Annotated in this window: 15 protein-coding genes and 1 pseudogene; 4 read left to right on the top strand and 12 right to left on the bottom strand. The window is 75.1% G+C overall.

Annotated elements, in window-relative coordinates:
* Positions 1 to 69: 69 nt before the first annotated feature.
* Positions 70 to 651, top strand: coding sequence for a hypothetical protein (locus ACWPXV_RS12770; protein ID WP_454085562.1), 582 nt, complete (start codon positions 70 to 72; stop codon positions 649 to 651).
* Position 652: 1 nt separating this feature from the next.
* Here the strand turns inward: ACWPXV_RS12770 and ACWPXV_RS12765 are convergent, their stop codons facing one another.
* Together ACWPXV_RS12765 and ACWPXV_RS12760 are read right to left on the bottom strand one after the other, a co-directional pair.
* Entirely contained in the window at positions 653 to 1,150 is a 498-nt protein-coding gene (locus ACWPXV_RS12765; protein WP_454085561.1) for a MarR family winged helix-turn-helix transcriptional regulator, read from the bottom strand.
* 55 nt (positions 1,151 to 1,205) lie between these two features.
* Positions 1,206 to 1,916: a M50 family metallopeptidase gene (locus ACWPXV_RS12760; protein WP_454085560.1), complete on the bottom strand. Its 711-nt coding sequence runs from the start codon at positions 1,914 to 1,916 to the stop codon at positions 1,206 to 1,208.
* A gap of 45 nt (positions 1,917 to 1,961) precedes the next feature.
* On the opposite strand from ACWPXV_RS12760, the gene ACWPXV_RS12755 reads away from it, so the two are divergent.
* Positions 1,962 to 2,405: a (deoxy)nucleoside triphosphate pyrophosphohydrolase gene (locus ACWPXV_RS12755; RefSeq protein WP_454085559.1), complete on the top strand. Its 444-nt coding sequence runs from the start codon at positions 1,962 to 1,964 to the stop codon at positions 2,403 to 2,405.
* 1 nt (position 2,406) lies between these two features.
* Here the strand turns inward: ACWPXV_RS12755 and ACWPXV_RS12750 are convergent, their stop codons facing one another.
* The 9 genes from ACWPXV_RS12750 to ACWPXV_RS12710 form a co-directional block, all read right to left on the bottom strand.
* On the bottom strand, positions 2,407 to 2,748 hold the full coding sequence (locus ACWPXV_RS12750; RefSeq protein ID WP_454085558.1) for a hypothetical protein: 342 nt from the start codon (positions 2,746 to 2,748) through the stop codon (positions 2,407 to 2,409).
* Positions 2,749 to 2,924: 176 nt separating this feature from the next.
* Positions 2,925 to 3,689: a type I 3-dehydroquinate dehydratase gene (aroD, locus tag ACWPXV_RS12745; protein ID WP_454085557.1), complete on the bottom strand. Its 765-nt coding sequence runs from the start codon at positions 3,687 to 3,689 to the stop codon at positions 2,925 to 2,927.
* A gap of 82 nt (positions 3,690 to 3,771) precedes the next feature.
* Positions 3,772 to 5,256 (bottom strand): phytoene desaturase family protein, encoded by a 1,485-nt coding sequence (locus ACWPXV_RS12740; RefSeq protein ID WP_454085594.1) that lies wholly within the window; start codon positions 5,254 to 5,256, stop codon positions 3,772 to 3,774.
* Positions 5,257 to 5,315: 59 nt separating this feature from the next.
* On the bottom strand, positions 5,316 to 6,059 hold the full coding sequence (locus ACWPXV_RS12735; protein ID WP_454085556.1) for a hypothetical protein: 744 nt from the start codon (positions 6,057 to 6,059) through the stop codon (positions 5,316 to 5,318).
* On the bottom strand, positions 6,008 to 7,219 hold the full coding sequence (locus ACWPXV_RS12730; RefSeq protein WP_454085555.1) for a vWA domain-containing protein: 1,212 nt from the start codon (positions 7,217 to 7,219) through the stop codon (positions 6,008 to 6,010). Before ACWPXV_RS12730 ends, ACWPXV_RS12735 begins: the two co-directional genes overlap by 52 nt.
* Complete coding sequence (locus tag ACWPXV_RS12725) at positions 7,216 to 8,226, bottom strand: VWA domain-containing protein (protein WP_454085554.1); 1,011 nt, start codon at positions 8,224 to 8,226, stop codon at positions 7,216 to 7,218. The genes ACWPXV_RS12730 and ACWPXV_RS12725 overlap by 4 nt, the downstream gene beginning before the upstream one ends.
* 5 nt (positions 8,227 to 8,231) lie before the next feature.
* The gene (locus tag ACWPXV_RS12720; protein ID WP_454085553.1) at positions 8,232 to 8,687 is read right to left on the bottom strand and encodes a hypothetical protein; all 456 of its coding nucleotides are present in this window, start codon (positions 8,685 to 8,687) and stop codon (positions 8,232 to 8,234) included.
* Positions 8,674 to 9,561, bottom strand: coding sequence for a DUF58 domain-containing protein (locus tag ACWPXV_RS12715; RefSeq protein WP_251839231.1), 888 nt, complete (start codon positions 9,559 to 9,561; stop codon positions 8,674 to 8,676). The genes ACWPXV_RS12720 and ACWPXV_RS12715 overlap by 14 nt, the downstream gene beginning before the upstream one ends.
* A 9-nt stretch (positions 9,562 to 9,570) precedes the next feature.
* A complete protein-coding gene (locus ACWPXV_RS12710; protein ID WP_454085552.1) occupies positions 9,571 to 10,593 on the bottom strand; it encodes an AAA family ATPase in 1,023 nt (340 codons plus the stop codon).
* 93 nt (positions 10,594 to 10,686) lie between these two features.
* Here ACWPXV_RS12710 and ACWPXV_RS12705 point away from each other — a divergent pair, with 93 nt between their 5' ends.
* Positions 10,687 to 12,708 (top strand): cytochrome c oxidase assembly protein, encoded by a 2,022-nt coding sequence (locus ACWPXV_RS12705; protein WP_454085551.1) that lies wholly within the window; start codon positions 10,687 to 10,689, stop codon positions 12,706 to 12,708.
* A 4-nt stretch (positions 12,709 to 12,712) separates the two neighbouring features.
* On the opposite strand, the gene ACWPXV_RS12700 is transcribed toward ACWPXV_RS12705, so the two are convergent.
* On the bottom strand, positions 12,713 to 13,411 hold the full coding sequence (locus tag ACWPXV_RS12700) for an LmeA family phospholipid-binding protein (protein ID WP_454085550.1): 699 nt from the start codon (positions 13,409 to 13,411) through the stop codon (positions 12,713 to 12,715).
* A gap of 137 nt (positions 13,412 to 13,548) precedes the next feature.
* Between ACWPXV_RS12700 and ACWPXV_RS12695 the strand changes: the two are divergent.
* Positions 13,549 to 14,177: pseudogene (locus tag ACWPXV_RS12695) on the top strand (UdgX family uracil-DNA binding protein).
* Positions 14,178 to 14,309 lie beyond the last annotated feature (132 nt).

Here is a 14,309-nt window from a genome sequence, read left to right as displayed (position 1 = left end):
GAAAACCGCCCCTGACGGCGGCCGCTCCGGTGGGTGGAACTCGGCGGCGTCCCGTAGCGTTGACGAACTGTGAGCATGCAGCAGGATGACCCCCCGCCGGTCCCGACCGTCGATCCCGACGAGGCGGACCTCCTCAGCCGTGCCCGCCAGGTGCTGCGTGGCACGACCCCCGGGTCGGGCCTGGACGCCATCCTCGAGCTCGACAGCGACTCCGCCCAGCGGGAGCAGGCACGCCGCCTCCTCGTCGGGGGCGTCGAGGAGCTCACCGGCCTGCGCCTCGGTGAGCTGCAGGCCCTCACCGCCGTCGCCGAGGGCGCCGACCACTACCGCACGGTGGCCCGGCTCACCGGCCAGGCCGACGCCGCGTCCGCTGCCACCGTCGCCGGTCTCGTGCGCAAGGGGCTGCTCAGCCGCCACCACCACCCCAACGAGCCCAACGCCGCCGCCGCGCCCACGCTCGTGCACCTCGCGCCCAAGGGCGAGGCCGTCCTCGTCCAGTCCGAGGCCATCCGGATCCGGCTGCTCGACACCGTCGCCCAGACTCTCGGGGACCCCGAGCTCGAGCAGATGCGCATTGCCGCCGACGCGCTGAACCTCGGCGCCTTCCGCGAGCTGCCCCGCCAGATCGGCGGCACGTCAGCCGCGTCCTAGGTCAGCGCACGCCCAGGCCGCGGCCGGTCCGCACGCGGCGGCCGGGCGGACGGGCGCGGTCGAGGACCGGGGCGAGGATCCGGGCCAGCTCGGGGACGTCGTCGGGAGCGATGGCATCGAAGACGAGCTCGCGCACGTCGCGGACGTGCGCGGGAGCCGTCTGCTCCACCTTCTCCAGGCCCGCGTCGGTGAGGGTGGCGATGCGGGCCCGCGGGTTGAGCGGGGAGCGCTCGCGCACGACCCAGCCGTGCCGCTCGAGGCGGGTGAGCACGTGGGACAGGCGCGAGAGGGAGCCCGAGGTCAGCTCGGCGAGCTCGCTCAGCTGGAGGGTGCGGTCGTCGTGCTCGGAGAGCATGGCCATGACCATGTACTCGTAGAAGGTGACCCCCGCGTGCTGCTGGAGACGGGTGTCGAGGGCACCCTGTAGCGTGGTGACGAGCTCGGAGATGCTCAGCCAGGTCTCCCGCTCGACGGGGGACAGCCAGCGCGGATCGCTCATCGGTCTCCACCTCTCATGGTTGATCCTTCAAGTATCGTGTGTCCTCGGGCGTGTGTCAACGGAGCAGCTCCCCTAGCCGGCCCGCCGCAACCCAGCTCGACGCGGCCAGGACGACGGCGAAGCTCAGCACCCACAGTGCCGCCGGCACCCGGGTGAGGCGGGCGAGCACTGCCGGGTCCGAGCCGCGGTCGGGTGCCCGGAGCACGGCGCCGAGGTGGCGCCAGGCGCCGAGGAGCAGGACGACGCCCGCGGTGAGCAGGGCCAGGCCACGGACCCGCTCGTCCGCCGCCCACCACAGCCAGCCCGCGGCGACCAGCGCCGCGACCATGACGAGGACGGTGTAGACCGAGCGGGAGCGCAGCAGGCCGAGCAGGAGGAGCAGCGCGAGGACGAAGGTCGTCGGTCCCGTCCACCCGCTCGTCCCCGCGAGGACGAGCGCCAGACCCACGAGCGCCGGCGCGGGGTAGCCGGCCCACGTCGTCGCGACCCGGCCGGGCCCGCGCGAGCGGCCCACCGTGACGGCGTGCCCGGACATGTCGGGGCGCAGGACCAGCCCGGTGAACGAGCGTCCGACGAGGACGCCGACGATCGCGTGCCCGAGCTCGTGGACCACGGTGACGGCCACCCGGAGCAGCCGCCACAGCGGACGCACACCCACGACGAGCAACCCCGCCCCGAGCGCCGCCCACACCGCCGCGTCCGGGACACCGAGCTCGGCGAGCGGCGCACCCGGACGCAGCCGCGAGAGCACCGCCGTGAGGTCCATCCCGCCATCGTGCCGTGGCCGGCGCGGCAGCGGTAGCGTGCACGGGTGCCCGCCCTCCCCTCCGACAGCTCGGCTCCCGCCTGGGCGGGCCGTCTCGTCGTCGCCGCCGCGATCGTCGACGACGTCTCCCAGCCGGCCCGTCTCCTCGCCGCCCGCCGGTCCGCACCGGCGGAGCTCGCCGGCCGGTGGGAGGTGCCCGGTGGCAAGGTCGAGCCCGGGGAGGACCCGGTCGCGGCACTGCACCGCGAGCTGCACGAGGAGCTCGGCGTGCGCGTGTCCCTGGGGCCCCTGGTGGCCGGGCCGCTCGCCGGGGACTGGCCGATCACGCCGGCCCTGCGGCTGCGCGTGTGGCTCGCGGCGACCATGTCCGGGACCCCGCGGCCGCTCCTCGACCACGACGAGCTGCGGTGGGTGGGCCCGGCCGACTGGGCCGCGCTCCCCTGGCTCCCCGCGGACCTGCCGGTCGTCGCGGCGCTGGGGCTGCGCTAGGTCACATGCGCCCGCGGCACCACAGCTGCTCGCCGGGCGGGAAGCGGTCGCCGCAGGTGTCCCCGTACTCCTCGTACTCCGAGCCGACCGGGGACTCGAGGTAGAGGTTGTCGCAGGCCAGCGCGTCCCCGGCCGTGCACGAGTCCCACAGGCGGTCGAGGTCCGGGTCCTCGCCGTAGGCGCGGCCCCCGCCCACGAGCCCGACGAGCGCGGCGAGGACGAGGGCGAGCGCGGCGAGGGCGAGCACCGAGAAGACGACGACCGCGACGATCAGGCCCGTCCGGCGGCGCGGGGCCGGCAGCTGGTAGGCGTAGGCGTCCAGGGGCGAGCCGGTGGGCCCCACCGGCGCCGGCTGGTATGGGACGGGGTAGGCGGCCGGGCGGTACGGGTCGGCGGACGCGCCGTAAGGGCCGGCGGGCGGGCCGTACGGGCCGGCGGGAGGGCCGGAAAGAGGGCCGGAGGGGCCGGCGGGCGGGGTCCAGGGGTGCTGGGGCGCTCCCGTCGGTGGGGGCGGCTGGCTCATCGCGCCGCGTGCTCGTGGACGAGCCCGACGACGTCCCGCAGGCGAGCGACGTCGATCTGCCCGGGCGCGGAGGCCCGGTCGACCGACCCGAAGGTGACGGCGGAGCCGAAGACCTCCCCGCACAGCCGGCTCACCAGGCCCACCGGGCCCATCGCCATCGTCACGACGGGGACGTCGAGCTCCCGGTCGGCCGTGCACGTCGCCTCGAGGAGCGCGATGACGTCGAGCGGGTCCCGCGCCGTCACCGCGATCTTCACGACGTCCGCGCCTGCCGCGGCCATCGCGGCGAGCCGGTCGGCCATCTCCGCGGCGGGCGGGGTGCCCGTGACATCGTGGCTCGAGACGAGCACGCGCGCGCCGGCCTCCTGGGCACGGTCGACGAGCCCGGGCAGCACGCTGCCGCGGGCGAGCTCGAGGTCGACGGCGTCCCCCGCGCCGTCGTCGAGAAGGGCCGAGACGGCCGCGGCGTACGCGGCGTCCTCCAGGGTGACCTGCCCGCCCTCCTCCGCGCTGCGCACGGTGAGGAGCAGGGGCGTGCCACCCAGCCCCTCGCGCAGGGTGGCGGGCAGCTCCCGCAGCGGAGCGTCGGGACGGGCGGCGAGGAGATAGTCGGCCCGCCACTCGGCGATGTCGACGCCGGCGGCGGTCACCCGCCCGGCCTCCTCGAGGAGCCCCTCGGGGGTCGGGGAGCACAGCGGGGCGGCGATCTTCACGCGCCCCTCGCCCACCGCCACGTCACGCAGCAGCACGACGCCGCTCATCGCCACCCTCTTTCCCTCGGTCCGCAGGGAACCCTACCGGCCCGCGGCGGGCTCGGCCGCTGGCGCCCGCGAGCCGCCGTCGTCAGGGGGCCAGGGAGGGCACGGGCCGGCCGAAGCGCTGGCGCAGCGCCCGGCGGGCGGCGTGCCAGCCGTTCATGCCGTGGACGCCGGGCGCGGGCGGCGCGGAGGACGAGCACAGGTACACGCCGGGGATGCCGAGGAAGTAGGGGTCCCAGCGGCCGGTGGGGCCACCGAGCACGCGGCGCAGCGTCACGGCGCCGCCGGCGATGTCCCCGCCGGCGAGGTTCGCGTTGTGCTCGACCATCCGCGCCGCGGGCACGCTCACGCTGTCGACGACGACGTCCCGGAAGCCGGGCGCGAAGCGCTCGATCTGGCGGGTGATCGCCTCGGTCATGTCGACGTCCGAGCCTGCCGGGACGTGCGCGTAGGTCCACAGCGGCCGCAGCCCGCCCTGCTCCCGGCCGGGGTCGGCGACGGCGGGGTCGGACAGGAGCACGCTCGGCCGTTCGGGCATGATGCCGCGGGCCACCTTCGTCTCGGCGTCGGTGACCTGCTCGCGGCTGCCGCCGACGTGGACCGTGAACGCCTGGCCCACCTCGGGCACCGCCCACGGGACGGGGCCGTCGATGACGAAGTCGACCTTGGCGGCACCACCGCCGCGCGGGGCCTTGCGCAGGCGCCGGGCGATGTCGGCGGGCATCCGGTCCCCCCAGATGCCGGCGGCCACGCGGGGCGTCGTGTCGAGGAGGTAGGTGCGGGCGCGGGGCATGTCGCGCCACGAGCGCACGCGCACGTCGGTGCGGACCTCCCCGCCGTGGGCGTGCAGGTCGGCGACGAGCGCGTCGACGATCGCCTGGGACCCGCCCACGGGGATGCGCCAGCCCACCCCGTGGGCAAGCGTGCCGAGCATGAGGGCGACGCCGGCGGGGGCGAGGCCCGGCAGCGGGGCGATGGCGTGGCCGGCGACGCCGGTGACCATGGCCGGGGCGACGTCGCTGCGGAAGGGCAGGTTCCACAGGTGGGTGCCCTGGGTGAGCACCCGCAGGCCGAAGGCGACGGCGGCGCGCAGGCCGCTCACCGAACGCAGCTCGGGCGGGATGCTGCGCATGTCGCCGAGGGTCGCGCCGACGACGGCCTCCGAGTCGCGCATGAGCGGCGCGAAGAGCCGCCGCCACGCCGGGCCGTCGGGCCCGAGGCCGTCGACGGTGCGCTCGAGGTCGCGCCACGCGAGGCCGGCGCGGCCGCCGTCGAGCGGGTGGGCGTAGGACAGCTCGGGGGTGACGAGCTCGACGCCGCGCGACTCGAGGTCGAACTCGGCGAGGAAGGGGCTCGCCGTGGCGAGCGGGTGGACGGCGGAGCAGACGTCGTAGCGCAGCCCGTCCGTCCCCGGCAGGTCGAGGGTGCGTGCCCCGCCGCCGATGGTCGACTCGGCCTCGAGGACGACGACGCCGAGCCCGGCTCGGGCCATCGTCACCGCCGCCGCGAGCCCGTTGGGTCCAGAACCCACGACGACGACGTCGGTCGTCTCCCTCGGTGTCGGCACCACCTCAGTCTGCACCCGGACCCCGCGGTCCTCCACACGTCGGTCGTGCCCGGGCACGGGGACTACCAGTTCTGGCCGCCGCCGAACCCGCCACCGCCGCGCTCCTGCTGCTCCTGCCGGTCGCGCTCCGCCTCGCGGTTGCGCTCCTCGAGCTCGTCGCGACGGGGGTCGTCGTCCGGCTCGTCGGTGGGGTCCTGCTCCCCCGGGTCGTCGCTCGGCTCGTCGCTGGGGTCGCTCGGCTCGTCGCTGGGGTCCTCGCTGGGCTCGTCGCTCGGCTCGTCGCTCGGGTCCTCGCTCGGCTCGCCGGAGGGCTGGTCCGTGGGCTGCTCCTGCGGCTCCTGCTGGTCCTCGCGCGCCTGCTGCTCCTTGTCCTGCTGGCGCTCCGAGCTCTCCTCGTTGTCCGGGGAGCTCGTGCAGGGCGTGATGACCTCCTGCGCCTCGGCGTAGTAGACCTCGGCCATGCCGGGGTCCTCGTCGTCGGCCGCGGCGACGTCCCCCATCGCCTCGATCGCCAGGGACAGGTTGGTCCGCACCCGGCACTCGGGCGACTCCGGAGCCTTGCTGCCCTCGGGACCGCCGGGAAGCGGCCCTGCCTCCGGGACCAGCTCGAGCGCGACCCGCAGGTCCTCGACGGCGAGGAAGTGCTCCTCGGCGCGGTACTGCGCGGTGCCGCTGTTGAACCACGCCTTCCACTGCTCGGCGAAACCGGTCCACCGCTGCTGCGCCTGGTACTGCCGCGCCGCCTCCGGGAACCTCAGCGCGTCGAACTCGCGGGTGCCCAGGGCGGCGCCGAGCACCGTGCCCACGAGCAGGAGCCGGTGACGAGGAAGGCCAGCACCGCGGGCGCGGACCACGCGAGCAGCCGACGGCGGCGGCGCAGGTGGGCGGGCAGCGGCGGGCGCTCGGGCAGCGGGACGTCGGCGGTCATGCGGCGCTCCTCCTCGGCGGGACGCGAAGGGGCGGGGAACCGGCGCGCCAGGTACCACGCCTCCCAGGCGAGGAGCGCGGCGAGCACCGCGGCCGCCGGCCAGTAGACGTCCTCGTAGACGGACACCTCGCGGCGGCCGTCCTCCGCGGCGATGGTCTCGGCGTCGATGCCGGCCACGAGGCCGGAGACGTCCGTGGGCGCGGTGCGGTGGGTGTAGTCGACACCGAGCTGCTCGGCGACGCGACGCAGCTGGGTCTCGTCGATGCGAGAGACGGCGGGCGGGGAGTCGGGCTGGGTCTCGTCGAGGATCCACGGGGCGTCGGTGCCGGGACCGGTCTCCTCGGTGCCGTCGTAGTAGCGCATCTGCCCGCCCTCGGCCGTGCCGTAGCCGAGCACCGCGCCGCCGTCGACGAGCGGGCCCAGCTCCGCGTAGGACTGGGTCTCGCTGTCACCGGTCCCGTCGCCGCGGGTGTTCTCGCCGTCGGACAGGAGGAAGACGAGCCGGACGTTCTCGGGGTTGCGCTCGGCGGCGCCCTCGAGGGCGCTGCGCAGGGCCGGCAGCGGCCGGTCGACGGCGGACCCGGCCGAGTAGTAGGTGATCTCCTGGACGAGGGTCTCGGCCCAGGTGCTCACCGCGCGGGCGTCGGTGGTGAGCGGCAGCTGGCGGGCGGCCTGGGAGTCGAAGGTGATGACCGAGTACCGCGAGCCGGGCATCGCCTCGACGAGCGCCTCGACGTCGTGCCGCACACCGTCCAGGCGGGGGCGGCCGCCGTCGTAGTCCTCCGCCGCCATCGACCCGGTGCGGTCGACGACGAAGAACAGCTCGACGTTGGTGGCGACCGTCGTCGTCGTGCTCGGCACGGCGGGCCCCAGGGCGATCGCCGCGAGCGCGAGGACCATGCCCCCGCGGCGCAGCCACGCGGCGAAGGAGCCGTCCTCGGTCCGGCGGGCCCGCACGGCGGCGAGGACGCAGACGACGACGAGCGGCAGGAAGACCAGGGCGATGACCCACAGCGGCCACACCAGTCGCAGGATCATGACCGGAGCCTCCACGCGGCGAGGACGAGCCCGGCGACGCCGGCGACGGCGATCCACAGGACGGTCTCGGGACGGTCGGTGATGACGACCTCCGGCTCGGCCTCGAGCTCCACGGCCTGCTCGGAGGCGATGTCCGCGATGATCGCGTCGACGGCGCCGGGGTCGTCGGCGTTGTAGACGAGCCCGCCGTGGCCGGTGATCGCCTGCCGGTAGGCCTCCTCGTTCTCCGGGGAGTAGGACTCGTCGGAGGAGGCGAACAGGCCGTAGAGCCGGATGTCACGCTCGGCGGCGAGGTCGGCGGCCTCCTGGAGGCTGAAGATCGGCTCGCCGAGCACCTGGTTGTCGGTCGCGATGATGATCGAGCGGGAGCGCTCGGTGTCCGTCTCGTCGAAGGCGTAGGCGCAGGTGGCCAGGCCGTCCCCGACGAGCGAGGAGGAGTTGGGGTCCAGCGACATCGTCCCGGCGACGAACTCCTCGAGCCGGTCCAGCGCCTCGGGGGCGTGGACGAGGGCGTCGAGGTCGAAGTCGAGGGCGGTGGCGGCGGCGTCGAGCTCGTCGGTGACGAGCGCGTAGTCGTCGGTGAGCGGGAAGACCGTGCGGGAGGTGGAGTTCCACACCGACAGCGCGATGCGCTCGCCGTCGAAGCTCTCGACCATCTCCGAGAAGGTCTGGACGATCTCGGTGTCGAACTCGATCATCGAGCCGGACACGTCCAGGCACAGGACGATGTCACGGGTCGCGAGGACCTCCGCGCGCACGTCCCGCTCCGCCGGACGGGCGAGCAGCAGGGCCGAGCCGAGGGCGGCGACGATCGCGAAGACGCCCACGCCGCCCAGGGCCACCTGGTACAGCCGCATGCGCCGGCGGTAGGTGGGCAGGCGGCGCAGGTAGGCGGTGTTGGCCACCCACCGCACCGACCGCGTCTCGCGGGAGGTCCGCGGCCGGAACCAGCCGAGGACGGCCGCGAGGACGACGAGCCCGAGGACCACGGGGACGAGCCACGCCATGAGCATCACCACCGGCGGATCACCTCCCGGGCTCGCTGGACGGCCGTGTCGGCCTCGGCGTCGCTGCGCCGCGCGAAGGACGGCTCCTCCCACAGGTGGAGGAGGTCGCCGAGCGTCGCCGTCGGGTCGTGGTCGGCGATCTCGCCGGCGGTCCACGAGCGCACGTCGCGCCCGATCCGCTCGGAGGCGAAGGAGCGCATGATGCGCGCGAGCTCCAGGTGCAGGCCGCGCACGTCGCGCTCACCCCTGCGGTAGGCGCTCAGCGCGGCCTCGACGTCCTCCTCGAAGCGGGCACGGCCGTCCGCGCCCAGCGGCCCGGGCTCGCGGGGGCGGTCCGGGCGGCGGGTGGAGAGCAGGACGAAGGCGTACCAGGCGACGACGGCGAGCAGCAGCACGCCGCCGAGGACCGGCACCCACGTCGAGTAGGACTCGGGGGGCAGGAGGGACTCAGCTCCGGACACGTCGCTGCCTCCGGAACAGGTCGAGGAGGGCGTCGACGACGTCGTCGGAGCTGGCGGCGACGACGTGCTCGACGCCGCGGCGCCGCAGCATGTCGCGCACCCGCTTCTTGCGGTTGGCGACGGCGGTGGTCGCCGCGGCGTGCAGGCGGCGGTCGCGCTGGAGGAAGGGCGGCAGGACGAGCCCGCCCTCGACGTCGGCCACGGGGCCGAGGCCCGGCGTCGTCGGCACGGCGTCGGCCACCGAGATGACCATGACGTCGTGGCGGGTGCGCAGGCGGCGCAGCGCCTCCTCGTCGCTGAGCGCGGGCCGCGCCTCGTCGGTGATGAGGACGACGAGCGTACGGCGGGTGGCCGAGGTGAGGATCCGGTCCAGGACGCGGGAGAGGTCCGAGACGGGTGCGTCGCGGGTCAGCTCGCGTTCGAGGAGGCGCAGGAGCATCTCCATGTGGCCGGTCCCGCCGCGGGCGGGGACCTGGGTGATCCGGCGCGAGTCCCCGGCCACCAGGCCGACGAGGTCGCCGCGCGAGCGCGCGAGGTAGGCGACGACGTCGGCGGCGAAGAGGGCGATCTCGGACTTGCGCTCCCCGCTCGGGGCCGTGGCGGCCATCGAGCGGCCGGTGTCCACGGCGAGGACCATCGCGAGGTTCGACTCGTGGACGAAGCGGCGGATGACCGGGTGCCCGGTACGGGCCGAGGCCTTCCAGTCGATGTCGCCGACGTCGTCACCCGGGTGGTACTCGACCATGTCGTCGAAGTCCTGCCCGTGGCCGGTGAAGATCGAGCGGTGGTGGCCGTCGAGCAGGCCCGAGGCGCGCCGGACCGTGGGAAGGTCCAGGCGCGCACGGACCTTCGCCAGCCGGGAGGCGCTCGACATCCGGGAGACCTACGGGGCCGGGACGGCGGCGAAGACGGCGTCGATGAGCGCCTCGGGGGCGACGTTGTTCGCCAGGGCATCGTAGGTGCGCACGAGCCGGTGGCGCAGGACGCTGTGGCTCAGCGCCTTGACGTCGTCGGGCACGACGTAGGTGCGGCCCTGCTGGAGGGCGTGCGCCTGCGCCACCCGCATGAGCGCGATCGCACCACGCGGGCTGGCGCCCACCCGCACGTGCTGGGAGAACTTCGGCAGCGGCCGGGGCCCGCCGCCGCGCGTGGTGTTGACGATCGCGACGATGTACTGCTTGATCGACGCGTCGACGTACACCTGCGCGGCGAGGCGCTGGAGGAGGACGACGTCGTCCAGGCTGATCGGGTCGCTGCGCAGCGGCGCCTCGAAGGAGCCGGAGCTGATGCCGTCGAGGACGCTGATCTCCTCGGTGGGCGTGGGGTAGGTGAGGACCTCCTTGACGAGGAACCGGTCCATCTGGGCCTCGGGCAGCACGTAGGTGCCCTCCTCCTCGATGGGGTTCTGCGTCGCGAGCACCATGAAGGGCGTGGGCAGCGGGAAGACCTCGCCGCCGATGGAGGTCTGCTTCTCCTGCATCGCCTCGAGCATCGCCGACTGCGTCTTGGCGCTGGAGCGGTTGATCTCGTCGAGGAGGACGAGGTTGGCGTGGACCGGCCCGAGCTGGGTGCTGAACTGGCCGGTCGCGTAGTTGAAGATCTGCGTGCCGACGATGTCGTTGGGCATGAGGTCCGGCGTGCACTGGATCCGGTGGAAGGTGCCGGAGACCGAGGAGGCCAGGGTCTGGGCCGCCGTCGTCTTCGCCAGGCCCGGAACGGACTCGAGGAGGATGTGCCCGCCGGCGAGCAGCGTCGACACGAGCGCCGTGCGCAGCGCCTCCTGGCCGATCACCCGCTGGCCGAAGATGGCGTTGACCCGCCCGAGCAGCTCCGCGGAGCGCTGGAGGTCGCCGTGCTCGATCGTGGCCGTGCTGGGTGCCAGCCCCGCGCCGCTCGGTGTCGTCATCGTTCCCCTGTCCTGGGGGCGGCTGCTGCCGCCCGGTGTCGTGCCGTGTACCCGCGCGAGTATGCCACCCGAGCCTGGATCTACCCTGGAGAGGTGACCACGCCCGCTCCCGCCTCCCGCCACCGCCCGGCCCTCGCCCTCGTCGGGGCCGCGGTCGCGGCGCTCGTGCTCGCGGTCGCCGGGCTCGTGTTCTCCGGGGCGGCCGAGGCCACCGCCGTGCTGGATCCGGGCGCCGTCGTCCGCTGGGGCGTCCCGCTGGTGACCGTGGTCGCCGACGGCGCCGCCGCCGTGACGATCGGCGCGCTCGCCATGTGCGCGCTCGTCCTGCCGCACGCCGGACGCGGGGACGAGCGGCGCCGCCCGCGGGTCGCCGTCGACGGCGCGGCGTGGTCGCTGGCCGCCCGGGCCGCCGCCGTCGCCGCGGTCGTGTGGACGCTGGCGAGCGTCGTGCGCATCGTCCTCACCTACGCGCGCACCTCCGGGCGCGGCCTCGACGAGCCGACCTTCGGCGCCGAGCTCGCCCAGTTCGTCACCGACATCCCGATGGGCCAGGCCCACCTCGTCGCCACGCTCATGGCCGCGGTGCTCGCCACGGTGTGCGTGGCCGTCTCGACGCCGACGGCGGCCGCCCTCGCCGGCGTCCTCGCCCTCGCCACCGTCATCCCCATCGCCCTCACCGGCCACGCCGCCGGCGCCGAGGGCCACAACCTCGCCGTCTCGGCGATGTGGCTGCACATCGGCTCGATCAGCGTGTGGGCCGGCGGCCTGGCGGTGCTGTGCCTCGTCGCCCGGCGGCTGGGTGCCGACCGTGGGCCCGCCGTGCGGCGCTTCTCCACGCTCGCCGGCTGGAGCTTCGCGCTCGTCGGCGTCTCGGGCCTCGTCAACGGCGGGGTGCGCGTGGGCAGCCTCGAGGACCTCGTCACCACCGACTACGGGCTGCTGCTCCTGGCCAAGACCGTGATGTTCGTCGTCCTCGGCGTCATCGGCTGGGTGCACCGCCGCGCCACCGTGCCAGCGGCCACGGACCGCCCCGGCGCGTTCTGGCGGCTCGCGGCCGGCGAGATCGTCCTCATGGGCGCCGTCATCGGCGTCTCCGTCGCGCTCGGCTCCTCGGCCCCGCCCGTCCCGCAGGACCCGGTCAGCCGCCCGAGCCCCGCGCAGGAGATCACCGGCTACCCCGCTCCCCCGGAGCCGAGCGCCCTCACGTGGTTCACGGAGTGGCGCCCCGACGTGCTCTTCGGGCTCCTCGCGCTCGTCGGCATCGGCGTCTACCTCTCCTGGGTGTACCGGCTGCGCCGCCGCGGGGACCACTGGTCCCTGCCGCGCACGGCGTCGTGGGTGGTGGGTCTCCTGCTCTTCGCGTGGGTGACGTCCGGCGGACCGTCGGTCTACGGCGTCGTCATGTTCAGCGCCCACATGATCCAGCACATGCTGCTCGCGATGGTCGTGCCGATCTTCCTCGTCATCGGCGCGCCGATCACCCTCGCGGTGCGCGCGCTGCCCTCCCGCGCGGACGGCTCCCGCGGGCCGCGCGAGTGGCTGCTCGCGACCGTCCACTCCCGCTGGGCGCGCTTCTTCGCCCACCCGGGGACCGCGGCGGTGAACTTCGCCGGCTCGATGATCGTCTTCTACTACTCACCGCTCTTCGAGCTGGCGCTGAGCACCCACGTGGGCCACATCGTCATGGTCGTCCACTTCACCGCGGCCGGGTACCTGTTCGCAGGCGCCCTCATCGGCGTCGACCCGGGCCCCAGCCGCCCGCGCTACCCCATGCGGCTGCTCCTGCTCTTCGCGACGATGGCCTTCCACGCCTTCTTCGGCGTCTCGGTCATGCAGGCCACCACCCTGTTCGCCGGGGACCACTTCGGCCGCCTCGGCCTGCCCTGGGGGGTGGACGCGCTCGCCGACCAGGAGGCCGGCGGCGCGATCGCGTGGGGCATCGGCGAGCTGCCGACGCTCGCTCTCGCCGTCGCCGTCGCGATCGCGTGGGCGCGGGACGAGGACCGCGTCACCCGCCGCACCGACCGTCAGGCCGACCGCGACGACGACGCCGCCCTGGCGGAGTACAACGCCCAGCTCGCCCGGATGGCCGAGCGGGACGGCGCCGCGCGCTGAGGTCCTAGCCGACCCACTCGCCGAGCTCGACGTCGCTGCCCTCGAGGCGCAGCTCGACGGCGTCCCGCCCGACCTCCAGGCGCGTGGGGACCAGGCCCTCGGGCAGGCCGGGGATCTCGACGCGCACGTCACCGAGGAGCTCGTCGACGACGGTGACGAGGTCGCGGGGAACGGTGCCACCGCCGACCGACACCTCCCCGAGCTCGACGCTGATCGCGCCGTCGACGAGGACGGGCTCGACGACGACCGCGAGCTCCAGGCCGGCGACGACCTCGACGCCCAGCTGGACGAGACCGTTCGCGACGTCGACGCGCAGCGGGTCGCCGGGCACGTCGACGGCGCCCGCGAGCGCCGCCTGGAGGGTCGCGGCGGGGATCTCGGCGTTGATCTCGACGGTCTCGGCCGGGTAGGGCTCCTCCGGCGCGACGCCGCGCAGCGCGACGCGGACGTCGTGCAGCTCGAACTCCTCGAGGAGGAGCGTCGAGGCGGTCCCACGGACCTCGGACAGCCGCCCGGCCACCACCTGGGTGAGGAAGGGGAAGCCGTCGATCTCGACGTCGGCGTCCGGCGCGAGCTCCAGCTGCTCGCGCGCCTCGGCGAGGAGCCGGTCCTCGGTGCGGGCCACGACCACACGGTCGACCACCGTGCCGGCGACCGCGAGCAGGACGAGCAGGACGAGGACCACGGAGGCGAGGCGGCGCATGGTGACAACCGTACGGGCGCCGCGGCGCCGGGCGGCCCGTGTGCTGGATCCGATCCGGCTGGTGGGCCGGGTCCACCACGGCGGGGGACGGCCCGGGCCGGCGCGCGGCGGGCCACGCCGCTGCCTACGGTGGGCACATGGCCGTGCAGCGACCCGGGGCGCAGGAGTGGGTGCCCTCGGACGGTGACGTCGGCGCCCTGCGCGCCGCGGCCCCCGGCTGCCGCGGCTGCGAGCTGTGGGCCGACGCCACCCAGGTGGTCTTCTCCGCCGGGGACGCCGGGGCCCGGCTCATGCTCGTCGGCGAGCAGCCGGGCGACCGGGAGGACAGGGAGGGCGAGCCCTTCGTCGGGCCCGCCGGGCGGGTGCTGGCCGACGCGCTGGAGGCAGCGGGCATCGCGCGCCAGGACGTCTACCTCACCAACGCCGTCAAGCACTTCCGCTTCGAGGACCGCGGCAAGCGCCGGATCCACAAGAAGCCGGGTGTCGCCCACGTCGAGGCGTGCCACCCGTGGCTGGCGGCCGAACGCGCCGCGGTGCGGCCCGCCGTCGTCGTCTGCCTGGGGGCGACGGCGGCCCGCGCTGTCCTCGGCCGCGAGGTACGGATCGGGGACGTGCGCGGTGAGGTCCTCGGCGGCGAGGACCCGCCCGTGCTCGTGACGACGCACCCCTCGGCGCTGCTGCGCCTGCGCGGCGCGGCGGCTGGGACGAGGCCTTCGCGGAGCTGGTCGCGGACCTGCGCACCGCCCACGAGGCCGCGGCGGGCTGACGGCCCCCTCCGCCCCGCCCCGCTCGGCCCCGCCCCGCTCCGACGGACAAGGTGTGGACTTCGCGCCCGCTGAGGTCGCAAAGTCCACACCTAGCAGACGTCCCGCTCCCGACGCACGGGCGGACCATGACG

The organism is Georgenia sp. Marseille-Q6866, assembly GCF_965111665.1.
This window is presented reverse-complemented; position numbering and strand designations above follow the sequence as displayed.

What these genes read in the sequence shown, in the direction of transcription:
- ACWPXV_RS12700 (WP_454085550.1), bottom strand. Translation starts at nt 13,411, where the DNA reads ATGCGCCGCCTCGCCTCCGTGGTCCTCGTCCTGCTCGTCCTGCTCGCG.
- ACWPXV_RS12760 (WP_454085560.1), bottom strand. Translation starts at nt 1,916, where the DNA reads ATGGACCTCACGGCGGTGCTCTCGCGGCTGCGTCCGGGTGCGCCGCTC.
- aroD (WP_454085557.1), bottom strand. Translation starts at nt 3,689, where the DNA reads ATGAGCGGCGTCGTGCTGCTGCGTGACGTGGCGGTGGGCGAGGGGCGC.
- ACWPXV_RS12765 (WP_454085561.1), bottom strand. Translation starts at nt 1,150, where the DNA reads ATGAGCGATCCGCGCTGGCTGTCCCCCGTCGAGCGGGAGACCTGGCTG.
- ACWPXV_RS12730 (WP_454085555.1), bottom strand. Translation starts at nt 7,219, where the DNA reads ATGATCCTGCGACTGGTGTGGCCGCTGTGGGTCATCGCCCTGGTCTTC.
- ACWPXV_RS12715 (WP_251839231.1), bottom strand. Translation starts at nt 9,561, where the DNA reads ATGTCGAGCGCCTCCCGGCTGGCGAAGGTCCGTGCGCGCCTGGACCTT.
- ACWPXV_RS12725 (WP_454085554.1), bottom strand. Translation starts at nt 8,226, where the DNA reads ATGGCGTGGCTCGTCCCCGTGGTCCTCGGGCTCGTCGTCCTCGCGGCC.
- ACWPXV_RS12710 (WP_454085552.1), bottom strand. Translation starts at nt 10,593, where the DNA reads ATGACGACACCGAGCGGCGCGGGGCTGGCACCCAGCACGGCCACGATC.